This is a genomic window from Candidatus Accumulibacter sp. ACC007 (assembly GCF_907163205.1).
GTDB classification, from domain to species: domain Bacteria; phylum Pseudomonadota; class Gammaproteobacteria; order Burkholderiales; family Rhodocyclaceae; genus Accumulibacter; species Accumulibacter regalis.
In genome coordinates this window covers 226,141-249,341 of record NZ_CAJQUD010000003.1, presented here as the reverse complement: position 1 = coordinate 249,341, position 23,201 = coordinate 226,141, and the positions used below count along the sequence as shown (strand labels likewise).

Sequence of the window (23,201 nt, the reverse complement as noted above, 5' to 3'; positions counted from 1 at the left end):
CCGGACAAGGGAACGATGAATACCAACAGAACCGAAGTCGCCCGAACAACCCTGGCCGTCCTTTTCATCGGCGTGCTGATTGCCGCTTCCGGCTGGATTCTGAGGCCGTTTCTGCCGGCGCTGATCTGGGCGACGATGGTCGTCGTTGCCACCTGGCCGGTAATGCTGCGCATACAGCGGCACCTCGGCAATCGGCGTGCCCCGGCGGTGATGTTCATGACCCTGCTGGTCCTGCTGGTGCTCGTCGTTCCCTTGTCGCTGGCCATCGCCACGCTCGTCGAGAATGCCCCGCAGATCGTCAGCTGGGGGAGGCTTGCTGCCAGCTTCGAGGTGCCGCCGCCGCCCGATTGGGTGGCCAGCCTGCCGCTGGTCGGGCACCGGCTTGACCAGGCGTGGATGCAGCTGGCGGTTGTCGGAACCTCGGAACTCACGGCCAAGATCGCCCCCTATGCGGGAAATCTGACCAAGTGGTTCGCCAGGGAAGTCGGCAGTTTCGGGCTGGTTTTCGTGCAGTTCTTGTTGACCGTTGCGCTGTCGGCGGTTCTCTATTCCTCCGGCGAACGGGCGGCTGACGAAGTGCGCCGTTTCGGGCGCCGCCTGGCCGGTGAACGCGGTGAAGGCGCCGTCGTTCTGGCCGGGCAAGCCGTGCGTGCCGTGGCCCTTGGCGTCGGCATTACCGCTTTCGTGCAGTCGGTACTCGGCGGTATCGGCCTGGCCATCGCCGGCGTGCCTTTTGCCCCCGTGCTGACCGCCTTGATGTTCATGCTCTGCATTGCGCAACTCGGACCGACGCTCTTGCTGGCGCCCGCCGTCGTCTGGTTGTACTGGAGCGGCGATACCGGCTGGGGAACCTTCCTGCTGGTGTGGACGGTGATCGTCGGGACCATGGACAATTTCCTGCGTCCGCTGCTCATCAAGCAAGGCGCCGACCTGCCCCTGCTGCTCATTCTCGCCGGCGTCATCGGCGGCTTGCTGGCTTTCGGTCTGGTCGGTATTTTCGTCGGTCCGGTGGTTCTGGCGGTTACCTATACCCTGCTCGAAGCGTGGCTGGACGATGCTCCGGTCATTGCCGAGGCGGCGTCGGCGAGCATCGCCGAATCGCCGCGGACAGAGAGGAAAGGCCAGCCACCTGCCGGCTGACCCCCGCTGACCCGGCTGTCAGTCGGCGAAGGCCCAGGGTCGCCGCGTCGCAGCGGGCCGGACGAGACCGGTGTAAGGAGGCGCCGTGCTAGAATCCGGCGTCCTTTTCATCACCCGTTCGCCGGATCCCTGCCATGTTTTCAGGAATCATCGCCGCTGTTGGCCAAATCACCGCGATCACCCCCCGTGACGATGGCGCAGCGACCGTTCGCCTGACCGTCGACGCCGGCAAGCTCGACCTCGATGACGTTGCTCGGGGTGACTCGATCGCCTGTAATGGCGTCTGCCTGACCGTGGTCGACCAGCAGGGCCAGTGCTTCTTTGTCGACGTCTCCCCGGAATCGCTGACGTGCACCGTGGGCCTCGCCGCGCCCGGCCCGGTCAACCTGGAGAAGGCGCTGCGCCTCGCCGATCGCCTCGGTGGGCATCTCGTCTCGGGCCACGTCGATGGCATCGGCGAGGTGCTGCGTTTCGACGCGGTCGGCGACAACCGGCTGCTCGAAATCCGCGCTCCGGCGGAACTCGCCAGGTACATCGCCCGCAAGGGGTCGATCACCGTCGACGGCGTCAGCCTGACGACCAACGCGGTTGCCGGCGCCACGTTCACGATCAACCTGATTCCACACACGCTCGCCGCGACCACCCTGGGCGGCCTGCAGCCGGGTAGCCGGGTGAACCTCGAAATCGACCTGATTGCCCGTTATTGCGAGCGTCTGCTGAACGCCGATGCGGAGCGGTGAGGGCGCGGCTTCGTCGCTTGGTCGTGGTCTGGCGACTTTCCCAGGACCCCGGGGCGCATCACGGAAGACCATCTGACGTTCCCTATTGCGTGAAACGCTACTGGAGTTTGAGGGGGCAATGAACCGTTCAGCCGCCCTGAAGCTACTCGCCGACCCTCGTCAGCCACGGCAACAGCGCTGCTGCCGCTTCGTCAGCGCCTGACGGCTGCGGCGTCGGCGGAGCGACCTGACTCCACACGCTTTCCAGCACCGGCCGCAGCCGACCGGAGAGCAGGTCAGCCGCGCTCACTTCCCGGCAGCGTCCGTGCACCTGCAGCCAGTCGATGAGGAAATCCTGCTCCGGCCAGTCTTCACGGCGCAGATAGAGCAGTGGCGTGTCGTTACAGGCGGCTTCGGCGAAGGTGCCGTAGCCGGGTTTGCCGAGCACCGCGTCAGCCGCGCGCAGGAGATCGGCGACCGGGCGACCCAGGGGCTCGAAAGCGGTGGCTCCCGGATGCTTGACCTGCCAGGCTTGCGGAACCAGCCAGCGGACGCCGGGGATGGCGGGCCAGGCATCGATGGGCAGCTGCTTGTCGAAGCCGCCGAAGGCGATCAGCACCAGCCGCTCGTCGCTGCGACAGCCGATCTGCGCGCGCAGTGCCTGCCGGCAATCCTCGCCCAGTGCGGCAATCGGGCCGATGGCGCGCAGCCTTGGCAGGTCGGCCATGGCCATTCCCGGAGTTACGCGCAGGAAGGATTTGGCGCTGTTGTAGGCGTCGAGCATCTGGCGCTGAATCGTCGCCGCCCAGGCGTCCTGGGCGAAGAAGTAGGCAAAGAGCTCGGCCCAGTTCAACGAACATAGGGCGATTGCCGGGATGCCGGCGCGCGCAGCGCCGGCCAGTGGCAGGTAGGCGACGTCGCTGAACACCAGGTCCGGTTGCAGTCCGTGCAACAGTAGGGCGTCGCCGTCGACCCGCTCATCCCAGTCGGCGTGCTGGCGGCGGTAGGCCTGAGCCGTCGCCGCGAGGTCGAGGCTGACGGCGTCGTGCATCACGTAGCCGAAGTCGCTGCTCGCCTGCAGGTGCGTGAAATCAGCGCCTATCCGGGATTGCAGTCGGTCAGTGGGCAGGCCGCTGCGTATGGTCAGGCGCAGTTCGGGCAGACGAGCGGTCAAGACCGCGAGGACCGGCGCCACCTGGGCCAGATGGCCGAAACCGTGCGCCGAGATGTCGACGAAGAGGTGTGCGGGTCGCCCCATCGGCGCCAGTCAGACGAAGCGCGCCAGCATGGCGCCCGGCAACTCGGCCGGCAGCGGGATCCACACCTTATGGCCGTTGCCCGGCGCGACGCGGATCTCGGCACCAGCGAGATTCTCCATGCGCTCGAGCGCGATGACGCGATTGCCCGACGGATGGATGATCTCCAGCCGGTCGCCGACCGAAATGCGGTTCTTGATATCGATCAGCGCCAGCGAGCGCGTCGCGTTCCACTCGATCACGTCGCCGACGTAGAGGCTGCGCCCCGATTCCGAGTGGCCACGCAGGTAGTTCTGCCTCTCGTGTTCGTGGTGGCGCTGGTAGAAGCCGTCGGTGTAGCCGCGGTTGGCGAGGCCGTCGAGTTCGCCGAGCAGGCGGGGGTCGAAAGGGCGGCCGGCCACGGCGTCGTCGATGGCGCGGCGGTAGACCTGTGTGGTGCGCGCGACGTAGTACGGCGATTTGGTGCGCCCCTCGATCTTCAGCGAATCGACGCCGATTTCGGTCAGGCGCCGGACGTGCTCGACGGCGCGCAGATCCTTCGAGTTCATGATGTAGGTGCCGTGCTCGTCCTCGTCGATCGGCATCAGCTTGCCGGGACGTTCCTTCTCCTCGAGCAGCCACTCACCGCCACCGACGCCAGCGCCCCCGGACTGGCAGGCGCCGCCCAACGCATTGCCCGCCTCGCCGTCGGCCGGCTTGACTTTGTAGTCCCAGCGGCACGAGTTGGTGCACGTGCCCTGGTTGGGGTCGCGATGGTTGAAGTAGCCGGAAAGCAGGCAGCGGCCGGAGTAGGCAATGCACAGCGCGCCATGGACGAAGACTTCGAGCTCCATCTCCGGACATTCCTGGCGGATCTCGGCGACTTCGTCGAGCGACAGTTCGCGCGACAGGATGATGCGCTTGATCCCGAGCTTGCGCCAGAAACGCACGGCGGCAAAGTTGACCGTATTGGCCTGCACCGAGAGATGCACCGGCATGTCCGGCCAGGTCTCGCGGACCATGTCGATCAGTCCCGGGTCGGCCATGATCAGCGCGTCGGGTTCGAGCGCCACGACCGGCGCCATGTCGGCCAGGTAGCTGCGCACCTTGCGGTTGTGCGGCAGGACGTTGCTGACCACGTACAGCTTTCTGCCGGCGCCATGGGCGTCGCCGATCGCACCGGCCAGCGCGTCGAGGTCGCCGAAGGCGTTGTTGCGCACGCGCAGGCTGTAGCGCGGCTGGCCCGCATAGACGGCATCTGCGCCGTAGGCGAAGGCGGTGCGCAGCATCGTCGGCGAACCGGCAGGCGCGAGCAACTCGGGAGAAGCGGAGGCAGGGAGCGAGGCAGAGATGGCGGGAGTCCGGGAGAGGGGCGTGACAGGGGACTAAGGGTAGAATGCGGCGAGTCGCGATTCTAACCTCATTTCTTTCCCCATTTCCCCGAGCACCCGTCCATGTCCGAAGAGATCCTGATCAATTTCACCCCGCAGGAGACGCGCGTCGCCGTCATGTACCAGGGCGCCGTTCAGGAACTGCACATCGAACGCTGCGCCAGTCGTGGCTTCGTCGGCAACGTCTACGTCGGGCGCATCGTGCGCATCCTGCCGGGAATGCAGTCGGCGTTCATCGAAATCGGCCTCGACCGGACGGCTTTCCTGCATGTCGCCGATATCCGCGAGCCGCGCGCGAACGACGAACCGCTGCGGCCGATCGAGCGCCTGCTCTTCGAAGGCCAGAACATCCTCGTGCAGGTCATCAAGGACCCCATGGGCAGCAAGGGAGCGCGTCTGTCCACGCAGGTATCGATCGCCGGGCGGATGCTCGTCTATCTGCCGCAGGACAAGCATATCGGCATCTCGCAGCGCATCGAGAAGGAGGCCGAACGTGAAGCGCTGCGTGAAAAGCTGTCGCGCCTGGTGCCCGACGACGAACCCGGCGGCTTCATCGTGCGCACCATGGCCGAGAGCGCCAGCGAAGCCGAGCTGGCCAAGGACATCGAGTACCTGCGCAAGATCTGGCGCGATATCAAGCTGCAGTCGACCACCGCCGCGCCGCCCGCCCTGCTCTATCAGGAACTGTCACTGGCGCAGCGCGTGCTGCGCGACTTCGTCAACCCCGAAACATCCGCCATCGTCATCGACTCGCGCGAGAACTTCCAGCGCCTGACCGCGTTTGCCGGCGAGTACACGCCGACCGTCGCGCCCATGCTCGAGCACTACACCGGGCAGAGACCGCTGTTCGACCTGCACGGCGTCGAAGACCAAATTCAGAAAGCACTCGCCCGCCGCGTCGATCTCAAGTCGGGCGGCTACCTGATCATCGATCAGACCGAGGCGATGACCACCATCGACGTCAATACCGGCGGTTTCGTCGGCGTGCGCAACTTCGACGACACCATCTTCAAGACCAATCTCGAGGCGGCGCAGACCATCGCCCGCCAGCTGCGCCTGCGCAACCTCGGCGGCATCATCATTGTCGACTTCATCGACATGGAGAACGAAGAGCACCGCAGCGCGGTCCTCAGCGAGTTCAACAAGGCGCTGGCGCGCGACCATACGCGCCTGACGGTCAACGGCTTTACCGCCCTGGGGCTGGTCGAAATGACGCGCAAGCGGACGCGCGAATCGCTCGCCCACGTGCTCTGCGAAGCGTGCCCGACCTGCGAGGGGCGGGGTGAAGTGAGAACGGCACGTACCGTGTGCTACGAGATTCTCCGCGAGCTGCTGCGCGAAGCGCGCCAGTTCGACGCGCGCGAATACCGCGTGCTCGGCAATCAGGCGGTCATCGACCGCTTTCTTGACGAAGAGTCGCAAGGTCTGGCGCTGCTCTCCGATTTCATCGGCAAGCCAATTTCGCTGCAGGCCGAGCCCAGCTATACGCAGGAGCAATACGACATCGTGCTGATGTGAGTGGCTCCCGCCGTTCGCCAGGCGGCGCACGACGACCGCGACAATCGACGTCGCTCGGCTTGACCACAGGCAGGCGGGGGTCCTATAATCGGCCGCCCTGAGGTGATGTAGCTCAGTCGGTTAGAGCGATGGATTCATAACCCATAGGTCGGTGGTTCAATTCCACCCATCACCACCAAAGATCCAAGCAATTTGCCCCGGTCAAAAGCCGGGGCTTTTTGCCGTCCGGCTTCCGGGGGCCTTTCTGTGCCGCGTTCTCGGGGTGCCGTGCCAATCGGGGCAAGGGGAACGGTCTTCGCCTGCGGTGATGAGCCTTGGGCCGAGCGCGGCAAACTCGGGTCTTCCCTGCTTACGCGGCGCGGTTTCCCTGCCGTGCGCGCATCAAGCATCCACGCCGTCATTGCGAGGAGGCGCAGCCTCCCCGCAATGACGTGCACTCGCGGGTCGGTGCGTCAGTTCCACCCATCACGCCCAATGGATTCAGGCATTTAGCCGAAGTGACGCGAGGGGCTTTTGCTTCCCGGCTGCCGCGTAGCGGTATACACTCGTTATCCTCAGCTTGCCTTGATCGCCCGCAGGGATCGTGCGGCGGGCGAGATGTTCCTTGCCAGGACCGCCGATGACCGCAGAGTTGTTTCGCGAAGATGCCACCCTCACCGCCTGTAAGGCGCGTGTCACGCAGGTCGACGAGCGCGGGGTGCAGCTCGATCGCACCGTCTTCTATCCGGTCGGCGGCGGTCAGGCTGCCGACCGGGGGCTGCTGATCCTGGCTGACGGGAGCGAGCTGGAGATTTTCGATACCCGCAAGGGCGTGCGGCCGGGCGAGGTCCTGCATCTTCCGGCTGCCGGGCAGGAGGCGATGCTCGCCCACTGCGGGGTTGGGATGGAGGTCACTGCGCAGATCGACAGGCTGCGCCGGCAGCATCACATGCGCTTTCATACTGCCACGCACCTGCTTTGCGCGCTGGTCCCGCACCTGGTCGACGGCTGTTCGATCACTGCCGATTACGCGCGCCTGGACTTCCACATGACCGAGCCGCTCGACAAACAGGCGCTGACCGCCGGCCTTGCGCGCCTGGTCGACGAGGCCCACCCGGTTCGCCATCGCTGGATCACGGAAGCAGAACTCGACGCCAACCCCGGGCTGGTGCGCAGCATGAGCGTCAAACCACCGCGCGGTCAGGGGCGGGTGCGCGTGCTCGACATCGAAGGCGTCGACCTGCAACCCTGTGGCGGCACCCATGTTGCCAACACCAGCGAAGTCGGCGCGGTGATCGTCACCAGGATCGAGAAGAAATCGGCGCTGACTCGCCGCGTCGTGCTCGGCTTTGCGCCGCTGGTCGATAGCACGAGCTGACCGGTGTCCACGGCGTTACGCGGACAGGGAACGCCTGCTTCTTTCCGGGTGACGCCTCTGGCGGCAGTTGTCCGCAGCGCCGTCATGATCGTCGTTCTGCTTTGCGTGTCGCTGGTCGGCGCCCAGGAAGCACCGCTGCCCGGTATTGCCGACCTGCGCCAGCGGCTGGCGTCGGTCGAACAGTCGGGCAGTCTCAGCACCGCACAGAAAGCGGAGATCACCGCCCTGTATCGGCTGTCCATCTCGCGCATCGAGGCCGCCGAGCGCTTCGAAGACGAGGCGCGCGCCTACACTCAGGCCCTCCTTGACCTGCCTCGCGAGCGGCAGCGACTGCGCGCCGAACAGCAAGCCTACCAGGCTCCGAAAGTCGGCAAGGACTTCGAAAAGCAGGCGCCGGGCGTGGTCGAGCAGGCGCTTCTGGAAGCGGTGGGTGCGGAAGCGATCCTGCGCACGAAACTCGCCCGGGTGCAATCCAGCGTGCAGTCAGAGCGGGCGCTGGCGCTCAAACAACTGCTGAGTACGGCGCAGGAGGGTGTGGACAACGTCGACGCCGCGCGCGCAGTCGGCACTTCCGAGCCCGCCGAGGAGGCCGAGGCCGCCGCCCGCGCCGCCGCCAAACGTCTCGCCCTGGCCCGCATCGAGGCGCTCAGCCAGCGCCTGGCCAGCCGACCCGCTCGCCTGGCGCTGATGGAAGCCGAAGCGGACCTGCTCGCCGAGCAGCTGGTCAGCACGACCGACTACATCGCCGCCCTGCAGGCACTGCTGAGTCGGGTCAGCAAAGCCGGCGTCAGCGCGCTGGTCAGCCGGCTCGAGGCGTACCTGCAGTCGCTTGGCGCGGCACCCGAGGATCTGCGGCGTTTCGCCGAGGACAACATTCGCCTTGCCCGGTCAGTCGATGAAATCCTCGCCAGGAGACAGCAGGCGGAGGCCGAAAGTGCTCGCCTGCGCGGCGACGTCTCGCTGCTGAACAGCAAGCTGGAGACCCTCGATCGTCTGCTCAATCTCAATCAGATCGATCCCTCGGCCGCCTTTGGTATCGCCTTGCGCCAGGAAAGGGACAAGGCTTCGGACGCCATCAATATCGATAGCGCCAGGGCGGCGGCGGAGCGCGAGCTGGAGACCAGCCGGATCGCACTCTTCCAACTCGAGGAGAAGCGTCCGCCTTACGACCTGCCGAGCAAGGCCGCGTTGGAAAAGCTGTTGCGTGGCACTGCACACGACTGGGGCAGCGCGGTCGATACGCTCCTCGAACAGCGGCGCAGCCTGATTACCCGCCTGAAAAACGAGCAGGCGCGCTACGCCGACGAACTGTCGGCGCTGCTCACTCAGCTCAAGTACTTCTCCGAGCGCTCGCATACCTGGCGCGATGCGCTCGAGAGCCATCTGTTCTGGATTCCCAGCGCGCAACCGATGGGTGCGCAGACACTGCGCGCGGCCGCCGAATCGGTGGCCTGGCTCTCGGAACCGGCGCACTGGCGGGATGTGCGTGAGGCCGTAGCCAGAAACCTGGACAGCCGCCTGCCCGGATTCCTGGCCGGGCTGGCGTTGCTGCTCCTTGCCATCGCCAGCCGCGGCTGGCTGAAGCAGCGTTTGCAGCGCATGGCGTCGCGCATCGGCAACGTGCAATCCGACGATCTGTCGCTGACGCTGGAAGCTTTCGCGATTACCGCGGTGCTCGCGCTGCCACCCGGGCTGCTGCTTTTCGGCCTGGCCTATCTGGTCCGCAGCCATACGGGCTTTGCGCGCAGTCTGGAGACGGCGCTGACGACCAGCGCTGTGCTGATCCTGTTCATGGAGTTCATCCTGCAACTGGTTCGCTCGAACGGCGTGGCCGCCGTGCATTTCTCCTGGAGCCGGTCGACGCTGACGCTGTTGCGTCGCAACACGCGGCGGCTGATGCTGCTCTTCGTGCCCATCACCATCGTCATGGTCCTGGTTTCGGTCCATGCGGCTCCCGAGATTCGTGATGGTCTGGGACGAATTTCCCTGATCCTTCTGTGTGTTGCGATTGCCTGGATCGCTTCCCGGCTGTGGCGCCTGTCGCGCCTCAGCCTCGCCGAGACCGACGGCGACAACTGGCTCTGGTATATCGTCTACCTGTGGTATCCGGCACTGATGGCCATCGCCCTGGCGATGATCGTGCTGTCCTTGCTCGGCTATCACTACAGCGCTTCACAGTTGCTGCGCCTGACCATGCAATCGATCCTGCTGGTCACCATGGCGACGCTCGTTCACGCCACGCTCGAGCGTGCCTTTGCCGTCTTCGAGCGACGCCTCATGCTGGCCCGGGCAAGCGAGGCGGACTCCGAATCGAGCGCACGAAGCGTCGATCGCCATGCCGCGCAACGCGCGGCTGACGCGATTCCCGAAGACGTGCAAGGCTACGAAATCGACCGTCGGACGATCAGCCGACAAAGCCGCGCACTGCTCCGCCTGATCGTCCTGATTGGCGTTGCTTTCGGCATGGCGTCCATCTGGCAAGGTCTTCTGCCCGCCGTTCGCACGCTCGACGAGATCGTGCTCTGGCGGATGGGCTCCGGCGACGGCACGCTGGCGCCGCAGGTGGTGACCCTGTGGAGCCTGATTGTCGCCGCCACCGTTTTCACCATCGCCATCGTCGCCATCAGGAATTTGCCGGGTGCGCTCGAGGTGGCGGTCCTCAGCCGCTTCAATCTGGCGCCCGGCACCGGCTACGCCATAACCATGCTTTTGAACTATCTGATCGTCCTCGTCAGCCTGATCGCCGCGTCGAATCTTCTCGGCATCGACTGGAGCAAGCTGCAGTGGCTGATCGCGGCGCTCGGCGTGGGTCTGGGCTTCGGCTTGCAGGAAATCGTCGCCAACTTCGTTTCCGGCATCGTCATTCTCTTCGAGCGGCCGTTTCGCGTCGGCGACATTGTGACCATCGCCGGGCATACCGGGACGGTGACGCGCATCCATATCCGCGCGACGACGATCAGCGACTGGGATCGCAAGGAACTGCTCATTCCCAACAAGACCTTCATTACCCAAGACTGCATCAACTGGACGCTGTCCGACCCCATCACGCGCTTGATCGTCCCCCTGGGCGTCGAGTACGGCAGCGACACCGAGCAGGTCGTCGACACCCTCATGGAGGTGGCGGGCAGCAATGAAAGCGTCTGCGACGAACCGGCGCCTGCCGCGCTGTTTCTGCGTTTTGGCGAAAGCAGCCTGGAGTTCGAGTTGCGCGTGTTCACGCGCCTGGTCCTCTACCGGAGCATCGTCACGCACGAACTGCACATGGCCATCGACAAGGCGTTTCGCGAACGCGGAATCACGATGTCGTATCCGCAACGCGATGTGCATCTGAGCACCGATTCGCCGCTCGAAATTCTCATGAAGACGCCACCGTCAGCACCTGACACGCCGTAGTGACCGTTCGGCGATTGCCGCCCGGCTGCGCACGCGGACCCTGATCAGGGCGACTTGCCCTGCTCCGTCGAACAACGCGCGGCGACCGTTTCACGAATGATTTCGGCCAGGCGGCGCACGCCCGGACCGGCAAAATCCGGATCCGCGAGAACCAGATATAGCGGCACCAGCCGCTCACGCCCCGCGCGCAGTGGCAGCGCCTTGAGCAGCCCGCTCGCCAGCTCGTCGCGGATGTGCTCACGCGGCAACCAGGCGAAGCCGTAGCCCATGCGTATCGCCTGAATCGAGCTGGCCATGTGGCTGACTGTCCAGCGCTGGTCCACTTCCACCGAAAGCGTCCGCCGATCGCGCGTCGCGGCGGTGTCGCTGACCAGCACGTGGCGGTGCTCGCGTAGATCACGTGCGCCGAGTTCTCGCCCGAGCCCGTGCAGCGGGTGGTCACGATGAGCGACGGCGACGACCGGCATCTGCAACAAGGGGTCGCCGAGAAAGCCGGGCGGTGTCTGCGGCGCGATCGCCAGGTCGGCCTGGCCGGTGAGCAGCGCCTCGCTCGTGCCGCCAAGCACCGATTCGATCACCGTGATACGCGTGCGCGGGCTCTCCACGCCGAAGCGCGCCAGGCAATCGAGCAATAGCCAGGTCGGGAAGAGAATTTCCGCTGCCAGGTGAATCTCCGCCTCCCAGCCAGCCGACAGGGCAAGCGCGGCACCTTCCAGGTCCCTGGCTTCGTCGACCAAGGCCAGCGCGCGGCGGTAGAGCATCTGCCCGGTCGGCGTCAGCACCGCCTTGCGTCCCTGGATCGCGAAAGCCTTGAGGCCGAGCAGCGATTCAATCTTTTGCACCGCGTAGGTCACCGCCGACTGGCTCTTGTGCAGAACCTCTGCCGCCTGCGCGTAGCCGCCGGCATCGACGACGGCGATCAGGGCTCGCCATTGTTCGAGGGTGACATGGGGAGTCTCGGGCATGTATCCAATGAATAGATAAAAAGTAGCGAAATATTGTTCTTTTTTATCTCTACGGTAAATAGTTAAATGCGTGCATACCCAACGGTGCTGACCGTTGCCGACTTCCCCGAGCCTTCACCCACCAAACAGGAGCCCCCATGAACACCCGCAACCTGCAACAAGTGATTCGCTCCATCCCCACCTCGGACGGCGCCGGCGTCAAACTCCGCCGCAGTCTTGGCCACGCCCCGAACCTCCGCCTCGACCCCTTTCTGCTGCTCGACGAGTTCTCGTCCGAGAGCGCCGACGACTACATTGCCGGCTTTCCCGATCATCCGCATCGTGGCTTCGAAACCGTTACCTACATGCTCGACGGCCATATGCTGCACGAGGACCATCTCGGTAACCGCGGTGACCTGCGCAGCGGTGGTGCGCAATGGATGACCGCTGGGCGCGGCATCATCCACTCGGAGATTCCACAGCAGCAGAGCGGCCGCATGCGCGGCTTCCAGCTGTGGATAAACCTGCCGGCGCGCGAAAAAATGAAGCCGGCGGCCTATCGCGACATCCCGCCGGAAGCGATTCCGCGGGTCACGCTGGCGGGCGGCGTCGAGGTCAAGGTCATCGCCGGCGCGCTGACCGTCGACGCGCAGAGCATCACTGGACCGATCCAGGGCATCAGCACCGAACCGCTGTTCCTCGACGTGCGCCTGCCCGCCGGAACGTCTTTCACGCAGCCGCTGCCCGCCGGCCACAACGCGTTCATCTATCCCTACGAGGGGCGGCTTGGCGTCGGCGCAAGCGATGGGCGGCGCGCCCTGGCGGCGCACGAGGCCGGCATTCTGTCGACTGCCGAGGTGGTTGAACGGCTCGAAGTGAGTGCCGAAGACGGTGCTGCCGCGTTTCTGCTACTCGCTGCCCGCCCCCTGCGTGAGCCAGTGGTCCAGTACGGCCCCTTCGTGATGAACAGCCGCGACGAAATCGAGCAGGCCATTCTCGACTATCAGAACGGCCAGCTAGTCTGATTGTTGGTGCCTGCGCCTCCTCGCAATGACGAGCGGGCTGCCGTGTTGCCGCCTTCCCGTGGCGTGCCGTCAGGGCAGGCGTTGCTCCAGCGCATACAGCGCTTCGGCGCTTTCGCGGCGGCGAACGAGGTGGGCTTGCGCGCCGTCGACCATGACTTCGGCAGCGCGCGGGCGGGTGTTGTAGTTCGAACTCATGGCCATGCCGTAGGCGCCGGCGGAGAGGATGGCCAGCAGGTCGCCTTCGGCGAGCGTCAGTTGGCGGCCGTGCGCGAGAAAATCGCCGGATTCGCAGATCGGGCCGACGATTTCCCATTTGGCGGCACCGCCTGCACGTGCGGCCACGGGGACGATGTCGTGCCATGAGCCGTACAGCGCTGGCCGGGCGAGGTCGTTCATTGCCGCGTCGACGATGGCGAAGTTCTTGACTTCACCAGGCTTCAGATACTCGACGCGGGTGAGCAGGACGCCGGCGTTGCCGACCAGGCGGCGGCCGGGTTCGAGCAGGATGCGCAGGGGCCGGCCGTGCAGCCTTTCGAGCAGGGGTTGCAGGTAGGCGTGGACGCTGGTCGGTACATCGTCGTCGCTATAGCGGATGCCGAGGCCGCCGCCGAGGTCGATGTGATGCAGGGCGATGCCGTCGCTGGCCAGTTGGTCGACCAGCACCAGCAGCTTGTCGAGCGCTTCGGCAAAGGGCGCCGCGTCGAGCAACTGCGAGCCGATATGGCAGTCGATGCCGCTGACGTCGAGGTGGGGCAGGGCGGCGGCCTGTCGGTAGAGCGCCCGCGCTTCGTCGTAGGCGACGCCGAACTTGTTTTCCTTGAGGCCGGTGGAGATGTAGGGGTGTGTGCCGGCGTCGACGTCGGGGTTGACTCGCAGGCTGATCGGCGCGCTCTTGCCGAGCCTGCCGGCGACGGCGCTCAGGCGCTCGAGTTCGGGGGCCGATTCGACGTTGAAGCACAGGATGCCGGTGTTCAGCGCCAGTTCCATTTCGGCGGCGGTCTTGCCGACACCCGAGAAAACGATGCGCTGCGGATCGGCACCGGCGGCGAGGACGCGCTTGAGTTCGCCTGCCGAGACGATGTCGAAGCCGGCGCCGCGGCGCGCCAGGACGTCGAGCACGGCGAGGTTGGAGTTGGCCTTGACGGCGTAGCAGACGAGTGCGTCAAGCCCGGCCAGTTCGTGCTGGAACTCGTCGAGAGCGCTCTCCAGCGCCTGCCGCGAGTAGACCCAGCACGGCGTGCCAAACTCGCTTGCAATGTCGCTGAGAGGCACCGACTCGGCGTGCAGCACGCCGTTGCAGGTGTGGAATGGAGTCAATGGGGTCAGCGGATCGGGCGTCATTTGCTCGGCTTCTCGGCGCTCGCGGGCGCCGTGCTAGAATCGTCGGCAGCCGCCGCCGGGCTTGGCGGGGGTGTCATGGCCACCGGTTGCGGGGGGAGCGTCAGTGATCCTCTGCTGCCGCAGCCGGCGAGCGCGATGGTTGCCAGCAAAGCCAGCGCAAGATAGTGCCGCATAGGTCGAATCGCCAAAACGGGAAATGTTAGCACAGGATGAATGATAGCGAATTCAACGCGCTTGCCGACGCAGCGCTGCAGGAGATCGAGGCCGGACTGGAACGCAGCGGCGCCGATCTGGACTTCGAAATGGTCGGCGACAGCGTCCTCGAAATCGAGTTCGCCGACGGCGGCAAGATCATCGTCAACCGCCACAACTCGGCCAGGGAAGTCTGGGTGGCAGCCCGGTCGGGCGGTTTTCATTACCGCTGGGACGGCAGTTGCTGGCAGGATACCCGCGGCGGCGAGGAACTGATGGCCGCCCTGTCGCGACTGGTTTCGGCGCAGGCCGGGGAAACGGTCGTGCTGCGCTGACGTGCGCTTGCCGACCCGTGTCTGCGCGCCGGCAGCGATCAGAAAGCCAGTTGCAGGCGTGCCCCGGCGACGGTGGCGTCGGGTAGCGACAGCCCCGGATTGAGGATGCGCTGGATCAGCGGCTGCACGATCACGCCGCGCGCCAGCTGCGCCTTGTAAGTCACTTCGACGACCGTTTCACTGCTCGACGACAGCGGTGTGTCGAGGTCGGCCGCGAGCAGTTGCCGTCCCTGCGGGCCGACGTGCGCGCGCGTCGCCGCGATGCCGAACACGTCGTCTTCGCGGCCGGCGAAGACGCCCTGCCAGGAGATGCCGGCGCTGAGCGAGTAATCGATGTTGTTGGTCTTGCCGTCGGTCACCCCGTAGCGCAGGAAGGCGCTCAGATGGCGACTGGAATCGGGGACTCGAAAGAGGGTCTGTTCGCCAAGAGCGTAGGCGCCCCAGTGCGTCGTGATTTTCGCATCTCCTGCTGCATCGACGGCGACCAGCTCGGGGAACTGCGGCGTGAAACGCCAGGCGCCAAGGGCCAGCTTGCTGATCGGTGCGAAGCCGTCGGCCGCGTTGGCCGCCGAAGCGGTATCGCCGCGCTGCACGCCCAGCTCGGCCGGCCGCAGGCCGACTTCACCGATGAGCATGCTGCCGCTGCCCTGTTGCCAACTGATGTTCGGGCCGGCGCTTGCTGCACGATCGGTTGGAACGCCGCGGGTGAGGGCCAGCATCGCGTACCAGGCCGGGTCGGGATCGACTCGCAGACGGGCGCCCCAGGTGCTGGTCGGATAGATCGACGGGCCGGCCAGGGTGCCGAAGTCGCCCGCCTCGGCGGACATTCCGAACGACGGATGCAGAAAGACGCTTGACGAATCGGTGACGTAGAACTCGGAGTCGATCGGATAGAGGCCAAGGCGCAGCGACGCCTTGTCGTCGGCGAAGGACTGCTGCAGCCAGGCCTGGAAAATGCCACTGCGGTTGACCGGCGCTTCGATGTTGTCGACCCCCATCAGGCTGCCGACGGCGTTGAGGTTGACGCGCGCGCCGCTGTTGCCGATCACTTGCAGGTACGCCGACCCGCCCTGCCAGCCGAGCAGCCTTTCACCGTCGAGGTGCACGATCAGGTCGACGTGACCCATGTAGCCACCACCGCGTTTGAGGCCGCCGCTGTTGTTGCGCAGGTAGTCGGCGGTATAGAGGAGTTCGAGCCCGACGCCGGCGTCGTAAAGGCGCCGGCGCGCGCCGTTCCAGTCGCCGCTGAGCGTGCTTTCCTGCCAGTCGGGCGCAGCGCCGTCAGCACTCCCGCTCATCGTCGCCTCGCGCGCCGGTCCGCCCTCGCTTTCCAGCCCGTCTTGCCGTCCGCTCGCCGGGTCGCCAGTCGCCGTGGCCGCCATTGCCGACCAGGGCTGGGCGAGGATCGAGCCGAGCAGCAGGATGGCGAGCGCCGCCGGGCGGGAGTGATGGTGAGGGAGCATGCTACGAATCCTTCCTGTTGATGAAAAGCACGGGCTGCGGTCCCGTTTTTCTGGCACAGCCGCTGCAGCCGCCACAGGCGCTTCTTGATCGGGCAGCGGCGCGCCGGCGCACGGCGTCGGGATCGGTTTTCGCAAAGCCCATGCTTTGCGCCAGCGTGGCCGCGTGCTCGGCAAGCGAGAAACGCGCCGCTGCGGGGAGCAGCCGCCAGCCGCTGTAGAGGCCGGCGCAGCCTACGGCCGCATAGACGATCAGATCCTCAAGCATGGCCGCCCCCGGTCAGGACGAGTGCCACCCGGTAGGTGATGAACGACGCGAGGTAGGCCAGGGTGAACAGATAGCCGGCCATCAGCAGCGGGTAGCGCCACGAGTTGGTCTCGCGCTTGACGGCGGCGAGCGTGGCCAGGCACTGCGGGGCGAAAACGAACCAGGCGAGCAGTGAGAACGCCGTCGGCAGCGACCAGCTCGCGGCCAGTAGCGGGCCGAGCTGTCCGGCCACGTCGTCGCCGGTCGCCGAGAGGGCATAGACCGTGCCGAGCGCTCCGACCGCTACTTCACGCGCCGCCATGCCGGGAACCAGGGCGATCGAGATTTGCCAGTTGAAGCCGATCGGGGCGAAGATCACTTCGAGCGCCTGTCCCAGCATGCCGGCGTAGCTGTACTGGATCGCCGGGCCGCTGGCGCCTTCCGGCGCGCCGGGAAAGGTCGACAGGAACCACAGCAGAACGGTCAGCGCGAGAATGATGTTGCCGACGCGGAGCAGGAAGATTTTCGCGCGTTCGAGCAGGCCGAGCAGCAGATTGCGGCCGTGCGGCAGACGGTACGAAGGCAGTTCCAGCAACAGTGGATGCTGCAGGCCCTTGCTGACGGTCATCTTGAGCACCGCGGCGACGGCCATCGCGCTGACCACGCCGGCGACGTAAAGGGCGAACAACACCAGGCCCTGCAGGTTGAAGACGCCGACCATCGTCTGCGGAATGAAGGCGCCGATGATCAGCGCGTAGACCGGCAAGCGCGCCGAGCAGGTCATCAGCGGCGCGATCATGATCGTGGCCAGGCGGTCGCGCCAGTTGCTGATCGTGCGCGCGGCCATGATCCCGGGAATGGCGCAGGCGAAGCTCGAGAGCAGGGGGATGAACGAACGCCCGGACAGGCCGACGGTCCCCATCAGGCGGTCGAGGAGAAACGCCGCCCGCGGCAGATAGCCGGAATCCTCAAGCGCCAGAATGAACAGGAAGAGAATCAGGATCTGTGGCAGGAAGACGAGCACGCCGCCGACGCCGGCGACGATGCCGTCGACGAGCAGGCTGCGCAGCAGGCTTTCCGGCATATGGGTGCCGAGGAATTCGCCGAAGGCGCCGACGCCGGCGGTGATCATCTCCATCGGCAGCCTGGCCCAGCTGAATACCGCCTGGAACATCAGGAAGAGAGTGGCCGCCAGAATCAGCAGCCCCCACACCGGGTGCAGCACGACGCGATCGATGCGCTCGTCGAAGCGCGTGTCGATCGCCGGCTCGCGGACGCAGGCGGCGAGAATGCGGCGTACCTCGCGCTGCGTGGCGGTCACGTCGGCCGCGTCTGGCGCCAGCCAGGCGGCCGCCGGTGGCCGTGCGGCGGCGTGGTGAGGTGGCTTCGCGGGCACGGCGGATTCGAGCTCGGCGAGCAGATCGCTGGCGCCGCCGCGTCGGACGGCGACGGTGTTGACCACCGGCATGTCCAGTTCGCGCTGCAGCGCGGCGACGTCGATGGTGATGCCGCGCTTGCGGGCCAGGTCGGTCATGTTCAGCGCCAGCATCATTGGCAATCCCAGGCGCTTCACCTCGAGCACCAGGCGCAGGTTGAGCTTGAGGTTGGTGGCGTCGCTGACGCAGACGATCATGTCCGGGCGCTGTTCGCCGGCGAGGGCGCCGAGGACCACGTCACGGGTGATTTCCTCGTCGATGCTGGCGGCGTTGAGGCTGTAGGCGCCGGGCAGGTCGAGAAGGCGAAATTGCCGGCCGGCCGGGGTCGTCAGTTGCCCCTCCTTGCGGTCTACGGTGACCCCCGGATAGTTGGCGACCTTCTGCCGGCTGCCGGTGAGCAGGTTGAACAGCGCGGTCTTGCCACAATTCGGGTTGCCCAGCAGGACCAGGCTCAGTGCTGCTTCGCCGGTACTGCTCATGGCTTCACCCGCCCGTTGCGCAGCGGAGCGACCAGCACCCGCTCGGCTTCGAAGCGGCGCAAGGCGAAGATAGTGCCGCCGACGCGTACGGCAATCGGCTCGCCACCCGGAAAGCCACGTGCGACGACGCGTACTCGCTCGCCGTCGACGAAGCCGATTTCGTACAGCCGCAGCGCCAGCTCGCGAGCAGCGTCGCCGCCAGCGGCGGCAACGTTGCCGCTGCTCACCGTACCTTCGTGACCCTGGGGAAGGTCAAAAAGGGAAATCAATTCCAATGCGCCATTCATGTCGTCTGCCACCTTCCTGCGAGTGCGTCTGTAGAGCTGCGAATACGTTCCAGCGTTCAATAAAAGACAGTGAGGTCCGGGCTTCGGGAGATTTGTCGCTGTCAGTGCGGTGCACCATGGGTAAGGCTCCGCGTGCACAGGGTGCAATATACATGAGAATCATTCGCAACAAAATAGTGTGGCGTGGTTATTTTTGGAGGCTTCGATGGCGCTGGCGGCTCGGGCCAGATTCTCCCGACGAGTGGCCAACCCGTGGCGATGGTCTTGACACGCGTGCGTCAGATTGCCGCAGCCTCGGTCAAGGCAGGGGGCTAGGCGTAAAATGGTCGCTTTCGACCGCTAAAAAGCGCTGCCGACAACGATGTTTCGAGCCCCTCAGGAACGCCACGGGAAGCACAGGCAGGCGCCGGCTTTCATGCCCGGAAGCACGAATCCGCTGACCCGTGTGCTTGTACTGCGGCGCATCGAGGTGCTCACCCAGGCCGTGGTCTTGCTGCTGGCGGTGGCCTGGCTGAAGATACCACTCGACGTCGCGCCGATGATGCTGGTCATCGCCCTGCTCGCTGCCGTCAACCTGCTCACCCGCTGGCGGCTGGACCGCGGTGGCCCGGCGAGCGAGGGCGAAGTCTTCGTCCATCTGGCGGTCGACGTCGGCGCCCTCGGCGTCCTGCTCTATTTTGCCGGTGGTTCGGCCAACCCCTTCGTTTCGCTGTTCCTGCTGCCGCCAACGCTGGCCGCGGCGATGCTCCCGGCCCGCTACGCCTGGGCCATGGCGGTGGTGACGCTGACCGCGTACACCTTTCTGATCTTCTGGAAGTTGCCGCTGCCGCCGCCACAGGGGGATCTCGCCCAGTTCGACGCGCTGCTCGCCCGCGCCACCGGTGGTGCTACCGAGCACGCCATCCATGGCAGCGGCTTTGCCTTGCACATTCTCGGCATGTGGTTGAACTTCGTGATCAGCGTTGGCGTCGTCGCCTTCTTTCTGACGCGCATGGCAGCGGCGCTCAAGCAGCGCGAACGCGAACTCGCCGCGGCGCGCGAAGCGGTTCTGCGCGACGAGCAGATTCTCTCGCTGGCCACCCTGGCCGCCGGCGCGGCGCACCAGTTGGGGACGCCGCTGGCGACGATGGCGGTGGTCATCCGCGAGCTGGAACTGAACCACGGCAGCGGCGACGCCGAGCTGCGCGAAGACCTGCTGCTGCTGCGCGAACAGGTCGACCGCTGCAAGCAGACGATTTCGCAGATCCTGGCTTCGTCCGGACACGTCCGCGAGGACAGCCTGGGCGCGCTGGCGCTCGACGCCTACCTGCAGCACGTGCTCGACGAATGGCAGTTGATTCGCCCGCACGCGCGGCTCAGCGCGAGCTTGCAAGGTGCGCAGCCGGCGCCCCTGATCGCTGTCGACCGCACCCTCGCGCAAGCGCTTCTCAACCTGCTCGATAACGCCGCCGACGCCGCCGACGCCAACGGCGCCGGCCAGGAAGTGCTACGCTTCTCCGCGTCCTGGGATGCCGACGCCTGCCGGATCGAGATTCTCGACGCCGGTTCGGGGCTTGCTGGCGAGGCGATGCAGCGCGTCGGCGAAGCCTTCTTCACCACCAAGGTCGACGGTGGTCAGCGTGCCGGCGGCCTTGGCATCGGTCTGTTTCTGACCAACGCCACGCTCGAACGCCTGGGGGGCAGGGTGGAACTCTTCAACCGTGAGCAGCCGCCCGGCGGCGCCTGCACCCGGGTCACCCTGCCGCTGGCCCGCCTAAAAGCGCAACACTGAAAGCTGAGCCGATGCCCGCGATGCCCGAGAGAATGCCGAAACTGCCTGACGACGAGCGCTCGACGCTGCTGCTGGTCGACGACGACGACGTTTTTCGCCGTGTCCTGGCGCGTGCCCTGGAGCGCCGCGGCTACGCGGTGAGTGTTGCGGCGAGCGTCGATGCAGCGCTGGCCAGCGCGCTCGAGCAGCCACCCGAGTACGCCGTCGTCGATCTGAAAATGCCGGGTGCCTCCGGGCTGGTGCTCATCGAGAAACTGATCGAGCTGGACCCCAACACGCGCGTGGTGATGCTCACCGGCTACGCCAGCATCGCCACCGCGATCGAGGCGATCAAGCTCGGTGCCCTCCATTACCTGGCCAAACCCTGTGACGCCGATCAGGTCGTCGCGGCGCTCAACAAGAGCAGCGAGGGCGACTCGGCGACGCCGGTAGCCGGATCGCCCCTGTCGGTCGATCGGCTCGAGTGGGAGCACATCCAGCGCGTTCTGGCCGAGCAGCAGGGGAATATCTCGGCCACCGCACGGGCCCTGAAAATGCACCGCCGGACGCTGCAGCGAAAGCTCGGCAAGCGGCCGACGCGGGAGTAGCCATGACCGACACTGTCGAGCCCGGCACAGCGGCACGGATGCGCATCGACAAGTGGCTGTGGGCGGCGCGCTTCTACAAGACGCGCTCACTGGCGGCGCAGGCGATCACTGCCGGCCATGTCAGGCTGGCCGGTCAAGCGGTGAAGGCGGCGCGCGAGCTGCACGTCGGCGAGAGCCTCGAAATTGCCGTCGGCGACAGCGTCTGGAACGTCGTCGTGCGTGGCCTGAACGCACAGCGTCGCCCGGCGCCAGAAGCGCAACAGCTCTACGCGGAGACCAGCGAAAGCCGCGAGCGCCGACTCGCGCAACAGGAGGCCAGGCGCCTCGCGCCGGTCCCCGGCAGCGACCTGCGCGGGCGGCCGACCAAGAAGGCCCGGCGCCTGATCCGCGGCTTCAACGACAACTTCTGAAGGGTCGCCCAGCGAGTTGGACCATCAGCAGCTGCCCGCACAAGGCTGCCGCAAACCCGTCTTCGGCAGCACGCAGGCGAGGCATGCCCGTGGAGCTCCCGGCCAGGCACATGAATGAGAAGTCTGTAGCGCTCGGCCGCAGGCTGACCCAGCCCTCGCCGGACAGCACCACGCGGATTCGATTGGCAAGAAAATCACGGCGCCGGTGCACGGCCGGGTCCTGCCGCCGTGGGACGCGATTTTGCTATCTAAACCAATGCTGAAGAACTAGTATGTCCATAGAAGTTGCTATCAGAAATGCGGAGGCACGGATGAGAAACCCGACCAAACGTGCGAGGTTTCGGTTGAGACTTCGTACCTTTTTGGCATTGATTGGCGTGGCGAGCATGGCCAGCACGGTGGGGGCCACGACCCAGGGGCAAGTCGACTCGGCGGGCGCACGTCAGGTGCTTGAGACGCGCGTGCTGGCCGTACGCGCCGCGATAAGCCGTGTGCCCGAGCCAAAAGCTCCTGACGAGCACTTGGGCACGCTGGCACAGTGGTATAACTGGAACAACTGGAACAACTGGGGCAACTGGGGCAAGTGGAACAACTGGGGTAACTGGCCGAACTGGGCAAACTGGCCGAACTGGTTTAACCGCTGAGGCGCGCCCCGTCCGGGAGACTCGCAGATGACCGTTCGATCGCGTATTCGATGGTTCCCCCAGCGTTCTCCAGGCTGTCTGCCCGCAACGACGCGCTGTCGCTTTGACCCACTGGACTTCTCGCCTCCGATCCGCACGCGCTTGCTGATCCTGCAACCCACGCCGTTTTGCAACATCGACTGCGACTATTGCTATCTGCCCGCGCGCAACTCTGCGGCGCGCATGGGACTGGCGACGGTGCGGCGCGCGGCGGAGCGCTTGCGTGACGATGGACTCGCGGCCGACGAACTGACCATCGTCTGGCATGCCGGTGAACCTCTGACGATGCCGAAGGATTTCTACGACGAGGCCGCAGCAGTGCTCCACGAAGTGCTGGCTCCGTTGTGCGTGCTGTCGCATTCGATCCAGACCAACGCCACCCTTGTTGACGATGCCTGGTGCGAACTCTTCATGCGACACGACATGCGTATCGGCGTGAGCGTCGATGGCCCTGCCGCCTTGCACGACTTGCATCGCCGGACGCGCGATCACCGGGGCACCCACGCCGCCGTCATGCGTGGCATGGCGTGTTTGCGTGCGCACGCCATTGCCTTTCACGCGATCGCGGTTGTTGGCCCGGCTACTTTCGCGAACGCCGACGCCTTCCTCGATTTCTTCATCGAGCAAGGGGTGTCCGAGCTGTGCTGCAACTATGACGAGGCCGAAGGCACGCACCATCACTCGAGCCTGGACGGTCACGAGGAAGCGCATGCGGCATTCGTGGCCCGGCTGCTCGAACGTGCCTATGGCAGAGCCGGTGGGCAGCGCGTGCGCGAGCTCGAAATGGCCTTTCAGTTGATCGCCCAGCCGCTACCGACCTACCGCTGGCATGACCAGGACTGGCCGGAGAACGCCCAGACGCAGCCGTTCGCACTGATTTCCGTGGCGCATAACGGCGACTTCAGCACCTTCTCGCCGGAGCTGCTCGGTCAGCCGTCGGCGGAGTTCGGCAACTTCGTTCTCGGCAATGTCGCGACTGATGGCTTTTTCGACAGCGCGCGCGGGCTGCGCTTTCAACGCCTGTGGGATGCGATCGTGCGCGGCACACGCGCCTGCGAAGCCAGCTGCGCGCACTACGGATTCTGCGGTGGTGGCGCGCCGGCCAACAAGCTCTATGAGAACGGCGACTTTGCCAGCGGCGAAACGCTGTACTGCCGAACGATGTTGAAACGGCCGTTCGACGCGGTTCTTGCCCGCCTCGAACACGAAGCCGTGTCAGGTCGAGCACGCCTGACCGCTCACGGGGGGTGA

General features: G+C 65.9%; 21 protein-coding genes and 1 tRNA gene. 13 read left to right on the top strand and 9 right to left on the bottom strand.

Annotated elements, in window-relative coordinates; translation table 11 throughout:
• The first annotated feature begins 15 nt into the window (after nucleotides 1-15).
• Both ydiK and QZ634_RS11905 read left to right on the top strand, forming a co-directional pair.
• Nucleotides 16-1,140, top strand: coding sequence for an AI-2E family transporter YdiK (ydiK, locus tag QZ634_RS11910; protein ID WP_291988607.1), 1,125 nt, complete (start codon nucleotides 16-18; stop codon nucleotides 1,138-1,140).
• Nucleotides 1,141-1,274: 134 nt separating this feature from the next.
• A complete protein-coding gene (locus QZ634_RS11905; RefSeq protein WP_291988605.1) occupies nucleotides 1,275-1,880 on the top strand; it encodes a riboflavin synthase in 606 nt (201 codons plus the stop codon).
• Between the two features lie 142 nt (nucleotides 1,881-2,022).
• On the opposite strand, the gene QZ634_RS11900 is transcribed toward QZ634_RS11905, so the two are convergent.
• Together QZ634_RS11900 and yegQ are read right to left on the bottom strand one after the other, a co-directional pair.
• Nucleotides 2,023-3,117 carry a hypothetical protein gene (locus QZ634_RS11900; RefSeq protein WP_291988603.1) on the bottom strand — a complete coding sequence of 365 codons (1,095 nt, stop codon included), beginning with the start codon at nucleotides 3,115-3,117 and terminating at the stop codon, nucleotides 2,023-2,025.
• A gap of 9 nt (nucleotides 3,118-3,126) precedes the next feature.
• Complete coding sequence (gene yegQ, locus QZ634_RS11895; RefSeq protein ID WP_291988601.1) at nucleotides 3,127-4,383, bottom strand: tRNA 5-hydroxyuridine modification protein YegQ; 1,257 nt, start codon at nucleotides 4,381-4,383, stop codon at nucleotides 3,127-3,129.
• A gap of 165 nt (nucleotides 4,384-4,548) precedes the next feature.
• On the opposite strand from yegQ, the gene rng reads away from it, so the two are divergent.
• The 4 genes from rng to QZ634_RS11875 all read left to right on the top strand — a co-directional run bounded on the left by rng (nucleotide 4,549) and on the right by QZ634_RS11875 (nucleotide 10,753).
• Nucleotides 4,549-6,003 (top strand): ribonuclease G, encoded by a 1,455-nt coding sequence (gene rng, locus QZ634_RS11890; RefSeq protein WP_291988599.1) that lies wholly within the window; start codon nucleotides 4,549-4,551, stop codon nucleotides 6,001-6,003.
• 101 nt (nucleotides 6,004-6,104) lie between these two features.
• Nucleotides 6,105-6,181, top strand: a tRNA-Met gene (locus tag QZ634_RS11885).
• 441 nt (nucleotides 6,182-6,622) lie between these two features.
• Nucleotides 6,623-7,360: an alanyl-tRNA editing protein gene (locus QZ634_RS11880; protein ID WP_291988597.1), complete on the top strand. Its 738-nt coding sequence runs from the start codon at nucleotides 6,623-6,625 to the stop codon at nucleotides 7,358-7,360.
• Between the two features lie 84 nt (nucleotides 7,361-7,444).
• Complete coding sequence (locus tag QZ634_RS11875; protein WP_291988595.1) at nucleotides 7,445-10,753, top strand: mechanosensitive ion channel domain-containing protein; 3,309 nt, start codon at nucleotides 7,445-7,447, stop codon at nucleotides 10,751-10,753.
• A 44-nt stretch (nucleotides 10,754-10,797) separates the two neighbouring features.
• On the opposite strand, the gene QZ634_RS11870 is transcribed toward QZ634_RS11875, so the two are convergent.
• Nucleotides 10,798-11,718 (bottom strand): LysR family transcriptional regulator, encoded by a 921-nt coding sequence (locus tag QZ634_RS11870; RefSeq protein ID WP_291988593.1) that lies wholly within the window; start codon nucleotides 11,716-11,718, stop codon nucleotides 10,798-10,800.
• A gap of 137 nt (nucleotides 11,719-11,855) precedes the next feature.
• Here QZ634_RS11870 and QZ634_RS11865 point away from each other — a divergent pair, with 137 nt between their 5' ends.
• Nucleotides 11,856-12,722, top strand: coding sequence for a pirin family protein (locus QZ634_RS11865; protein ID WP_291988591.1), 867 nt, complete (start codon nucleotides 11,856-11,858; stop codon nucleotides 12,720-12,722).
• A gap of 69 nt (nucleotides 12,723-12,791) precedes the next feature.
• Here QZ634_RS11865 and lysA read toward each other — a convergent pair whose 3' ends face one another.
• On the bottom strand, nucleotides 12,792-14,063 hold the full coding sequence (lysA, locus tag QZ634_RS11860; RefSeq protein WP_291988589.1) for a diaminopimelate decarboxylase: 1,272 nt from the start codon (nucleotides 14,061-14,063) through the stop codon (nucleotides 12,792-12,794).
• On the bottom strand, nucleotides 14,060-14,236 hold the full coding sequence (locus QZ634_RS21550) for a lipoprotein (protein ID WP_366145393.1): 177 nt from the start codon (nucleotides 14,234-14,236) through the stop codon (nucleotides 14,060-14,062). Before QZ634_RS21550 ends, lysA begins: the two co-directional genes overlap by 4 nt.
• Nucleotides 14,237-14,272: 36 nt before the next feature.
• Between QZ634_RS21550 and cyaY the strand changes: the two genes are divergently transcribed.
• Nucleotides 14,273-14,590, top strand: a complete 318-nt coding sequence (cyaY, locus tag QZ634_RS11855) for an iron donor protein CyaY (RefSeq protein ID WP_043567593.1) — start codon at nucleotides 14,273-14,275, stop codon at nucleotides 14,588-14,590.
• A 38-nt stretch (nucleotides 14,591-14,628) separates the two neighbouring features.
• Here the strand turns inward: cyaY and QZ634_RS11850 are convergent, their stop codons facing one another.
• The 4 genes from QZ634_RS11850 to QZ634_RS11835 are packed head-to-tail and all read right to left on the bottom strand — an operon-like array spanning nucleotide 14,629 to nucleotide 18,499.
• A complete protein-coding gene (locus QZ634_RS11850) occupies nucleotides 14,629-16,053 on the bottom strand; it encodes a carbohydrate porin (protein WP_291988588.1) in 1,425 nt (474 codons plus the stop codon).
• A gap of 1 nt (nucleotide 16,054) precedes the next feature.
• Nucleotides 16,055-16,318, bottom strand: coding sequence for a hypothetical protein (locus QZ634_RS11845; RefSeq protein WP_291988586.1), 264 nt, complete (start codon nucleotides 16,316-16,318; stop codon nucleotides 16,055-16,057).
• Nucleotides 16,311-18,212, bottom strand: a complete 1,902-nt coding sequence (locus QZ634_RS11840) for a ferrous iron transporter B (RefSeq protein ID WP_291988584.1) — start codon at nucleotides 18,210-18,212, stop codon at nucleotides 16,311-16,313. Before QZ634_RS11840 ends, QZ634_RS11845 begins: the two co-directional genes overlap by 8 nt.
• A complete protein-coding gene (locus QZ634_RS11835) occupies nucleotides 18,209-18,499 on the bottom strand; it encodes a FeoA family protein (protein WP_291988582.1) in 291 nt (96 codons plus the stop codon). Before QZ634_RS11835 ends, QZ634_RS11840 begins: the two co-directional genes overlap by 4 nt.
• 415 nt (nucleotides 18,500-18,914) lie before the next feature.
• Between QZ634_RS11835 and QZ634_RS11830 the strand changes: the two genes are divergently transcribed.
• From QZ634_RS11830 to grrM, 5 genes are all read left to right on the top strand, one after another.
• Nucleotides 18,915-20,270, top strand: a complete 1,356-nt coding sequence (locus QZ634_RS11830; protein ID WP_291988580.1) for an ATP-binding protein — start codon at nucleotides 18,915-18,917, stop codon at nucleotides 20,268-20,270.
• Between the two features lie 20 nt (nucleotides 20,271-20,290).
• Entirely contained in the window at nucleotides 20,291-20,857 is a 567-nt protein-coding gene (locus QZ634_RS11825) for a response regulator transcription factor (RefSeq protein ID WP_291988578.1), read from the top strand.
• 2 nt (nucleotides 20,858-20,859) lie between these two features.
• Nucleotides 20,860-21,267: an RNA-binding S4 domain-containing protein gene (locus QZ634_RS11820; RefSeq protein WP_291988575.1), complete on the top strand. Its 408-nt coding sequence runs from the start codon at nucleotides 20,860-20,862 to the stop codon at nucleotides 21,265-21,267.
• Nucleotides 21,268-21,578: 311 nt separating this feature from the next.
• Entirely contained in the window at nucleotides 21,579-21,911 is a 333-nt protein-coding gene (locus tag QZ634_RS11815; protein ID WP_291988574.1) for a hypothetical protein, read from the top strand.
• A 27-nt stretch (nucleotides 21,912-21,938) separates the two neighbouring features.
• Nucleotides 21,939-23,201: a cyclophane-forming radical SAM/SPASM peptide maturase GrrM/OscB gene (gene grrM / locus QZ634_RS11810; RefSeq protein WP_291988572.1), complete on the top strand. Its 1,263-nt coding sequence runs from the start codon at nucleotides 21,939-21,941 to the stop codon at nucleotides 23,199-23,201.

Coding starts and splice junctions, on each gene's coding strand:
- ydiK (WP_291988607.1), top strand. CDS start 16: ATGAATACCAACAGAACCGAAGTCGCCCGAACAACCCTGGCCGTCCTT.
- QZ634_RS11905 (WP_291988605.1), top strand. CDS start 1,275: ATGTTTTCAGGAATCATCGCCGCTGTTGGCCAAATCACCGCGATCACC.
- QZ634_RS11900 (WP_291988603.1), bottom strand. CDS start 3,117: ATGGGGCGACCCGCACACCTCTTCGTCGACATCTCGGCGCACGGTTTC.
- yegQ (WP_291988601.1), bottom strand. CDS start 4,383: ATGCTGCGCACCGCCTTCGCCTACGGCGCAGATGCCGTCTATGCGGGC.
- rng (WP_291988599.1), top strand. CDS start 4,549: ATGTCCGAAGAGATCCTGATCAATTTCACCCCGCAGGAGACGCGCGTC.
- QZ634_RS11880 (WP_291988597.1), top strand. CDS start 6,623: ATGACCGCAGAGTTGTTTCGCGAAGATGCCACCCTCACCGCCTGTAAG.
- QZ634_RS11875 (WP_291988595.1), top strand. CDS start 7,445: ATGATCGTCGTTCTGCTTTGCGTGTCGCTGGTCGGCGCCCAGGAAGCA.
- QZ634_RS11870 (WP_291988593.1), bottom strand. CDS start 11,718: ATGCCCGAGACTCCCCATGTCACCCTCGAACAATGGCGAGCCCTGATC.
- QZ634_RS11865 (WP_291988591.1), top strand. CDS start 11,856: ATGAACACCCGCAACCTGCAACAAGTGATTCGCTCCATCCCCACCTCG.
- lysA (WP_291988589.1), bottom strand. CDS start 14,063: ATGACGCCCGATCCGCTGACCCCATTGACTCCATTCCACACCTGCAAC.
- QZ634_RS21550 (WP_366145393.1), bottom strand. CDS start 14,236: ATGCGGCACTATCTTGCGCTGGCTTTGCTGGCAACCATCGCGCTCGCC.
- cyaY (WP_043567593.1), top strand. CDS start 14,273: ATGAATGATAGCGAATTCAACGCGCTTGCCGACGCAGCGCTGCAGGAG.
- QZ634_RS11850 (WP_291988588.1), bottom strand. CDS start 16,053: ATGCTCCCTCACCATCACTCCCGCCCGGCGGCGCTCGCCATCCTGCTG.
- QZ634_RS11845 (WP_291988586.1), bottom strand. CDS start 16,318: ATGCTTGAGGATCTGATCGTCTATGCGGCCGTAGGCTGCGCCGGCCTC.
- QZ634_RS11840 (WP_291988584.1), bottom strand. CDS start 18,212: ATGAGCAGTACCGGCGAAGCAGCACTGAGCCTGGTCCTGCTGGGCAAC.
- QZ634_RS11835 (WP_291988582.1), bottom strand. CDS start 18,499: ATGAATGGCGCATTGGAATTGATTTCCCTTTTTGACCTTCCCCAGGGT.
- QZ634_RS11830 (WP_291988580.1), top strand. CDS start 18,915: ATGCCCGGAAGCACGAATCCGCTGACCCGTGTGCTTGTACTGCGGCGC.
- QZ634_RS11825 (WP_291988578.1), top strand. CDS start 20,291: ATGCCCGAGAGAATGCCGAAACTGCCTGACGACGAGCGCTCGACGCTG.
- QZ634_RS11820 (WP_291988575.1), top strand. CDS start 20,860: ATGACCGACACTGTCGAGCCCGGCACAGCGGCACGGATGCGCATCGAC.
- QZ634_RS11815 (WP_291988574.1), top strand. CDS start 21,579: ATGAGAAACCCGACCAAACGTGCGAGGTTTCGGTTGAGACTTCGTACC.
- grrM (WP_291988572.1), top strand. CDS start 21,939: ATGACCGTTCGATCGCGTATTCGATGGTTCCCCCAGCGTTCTCCAGGC.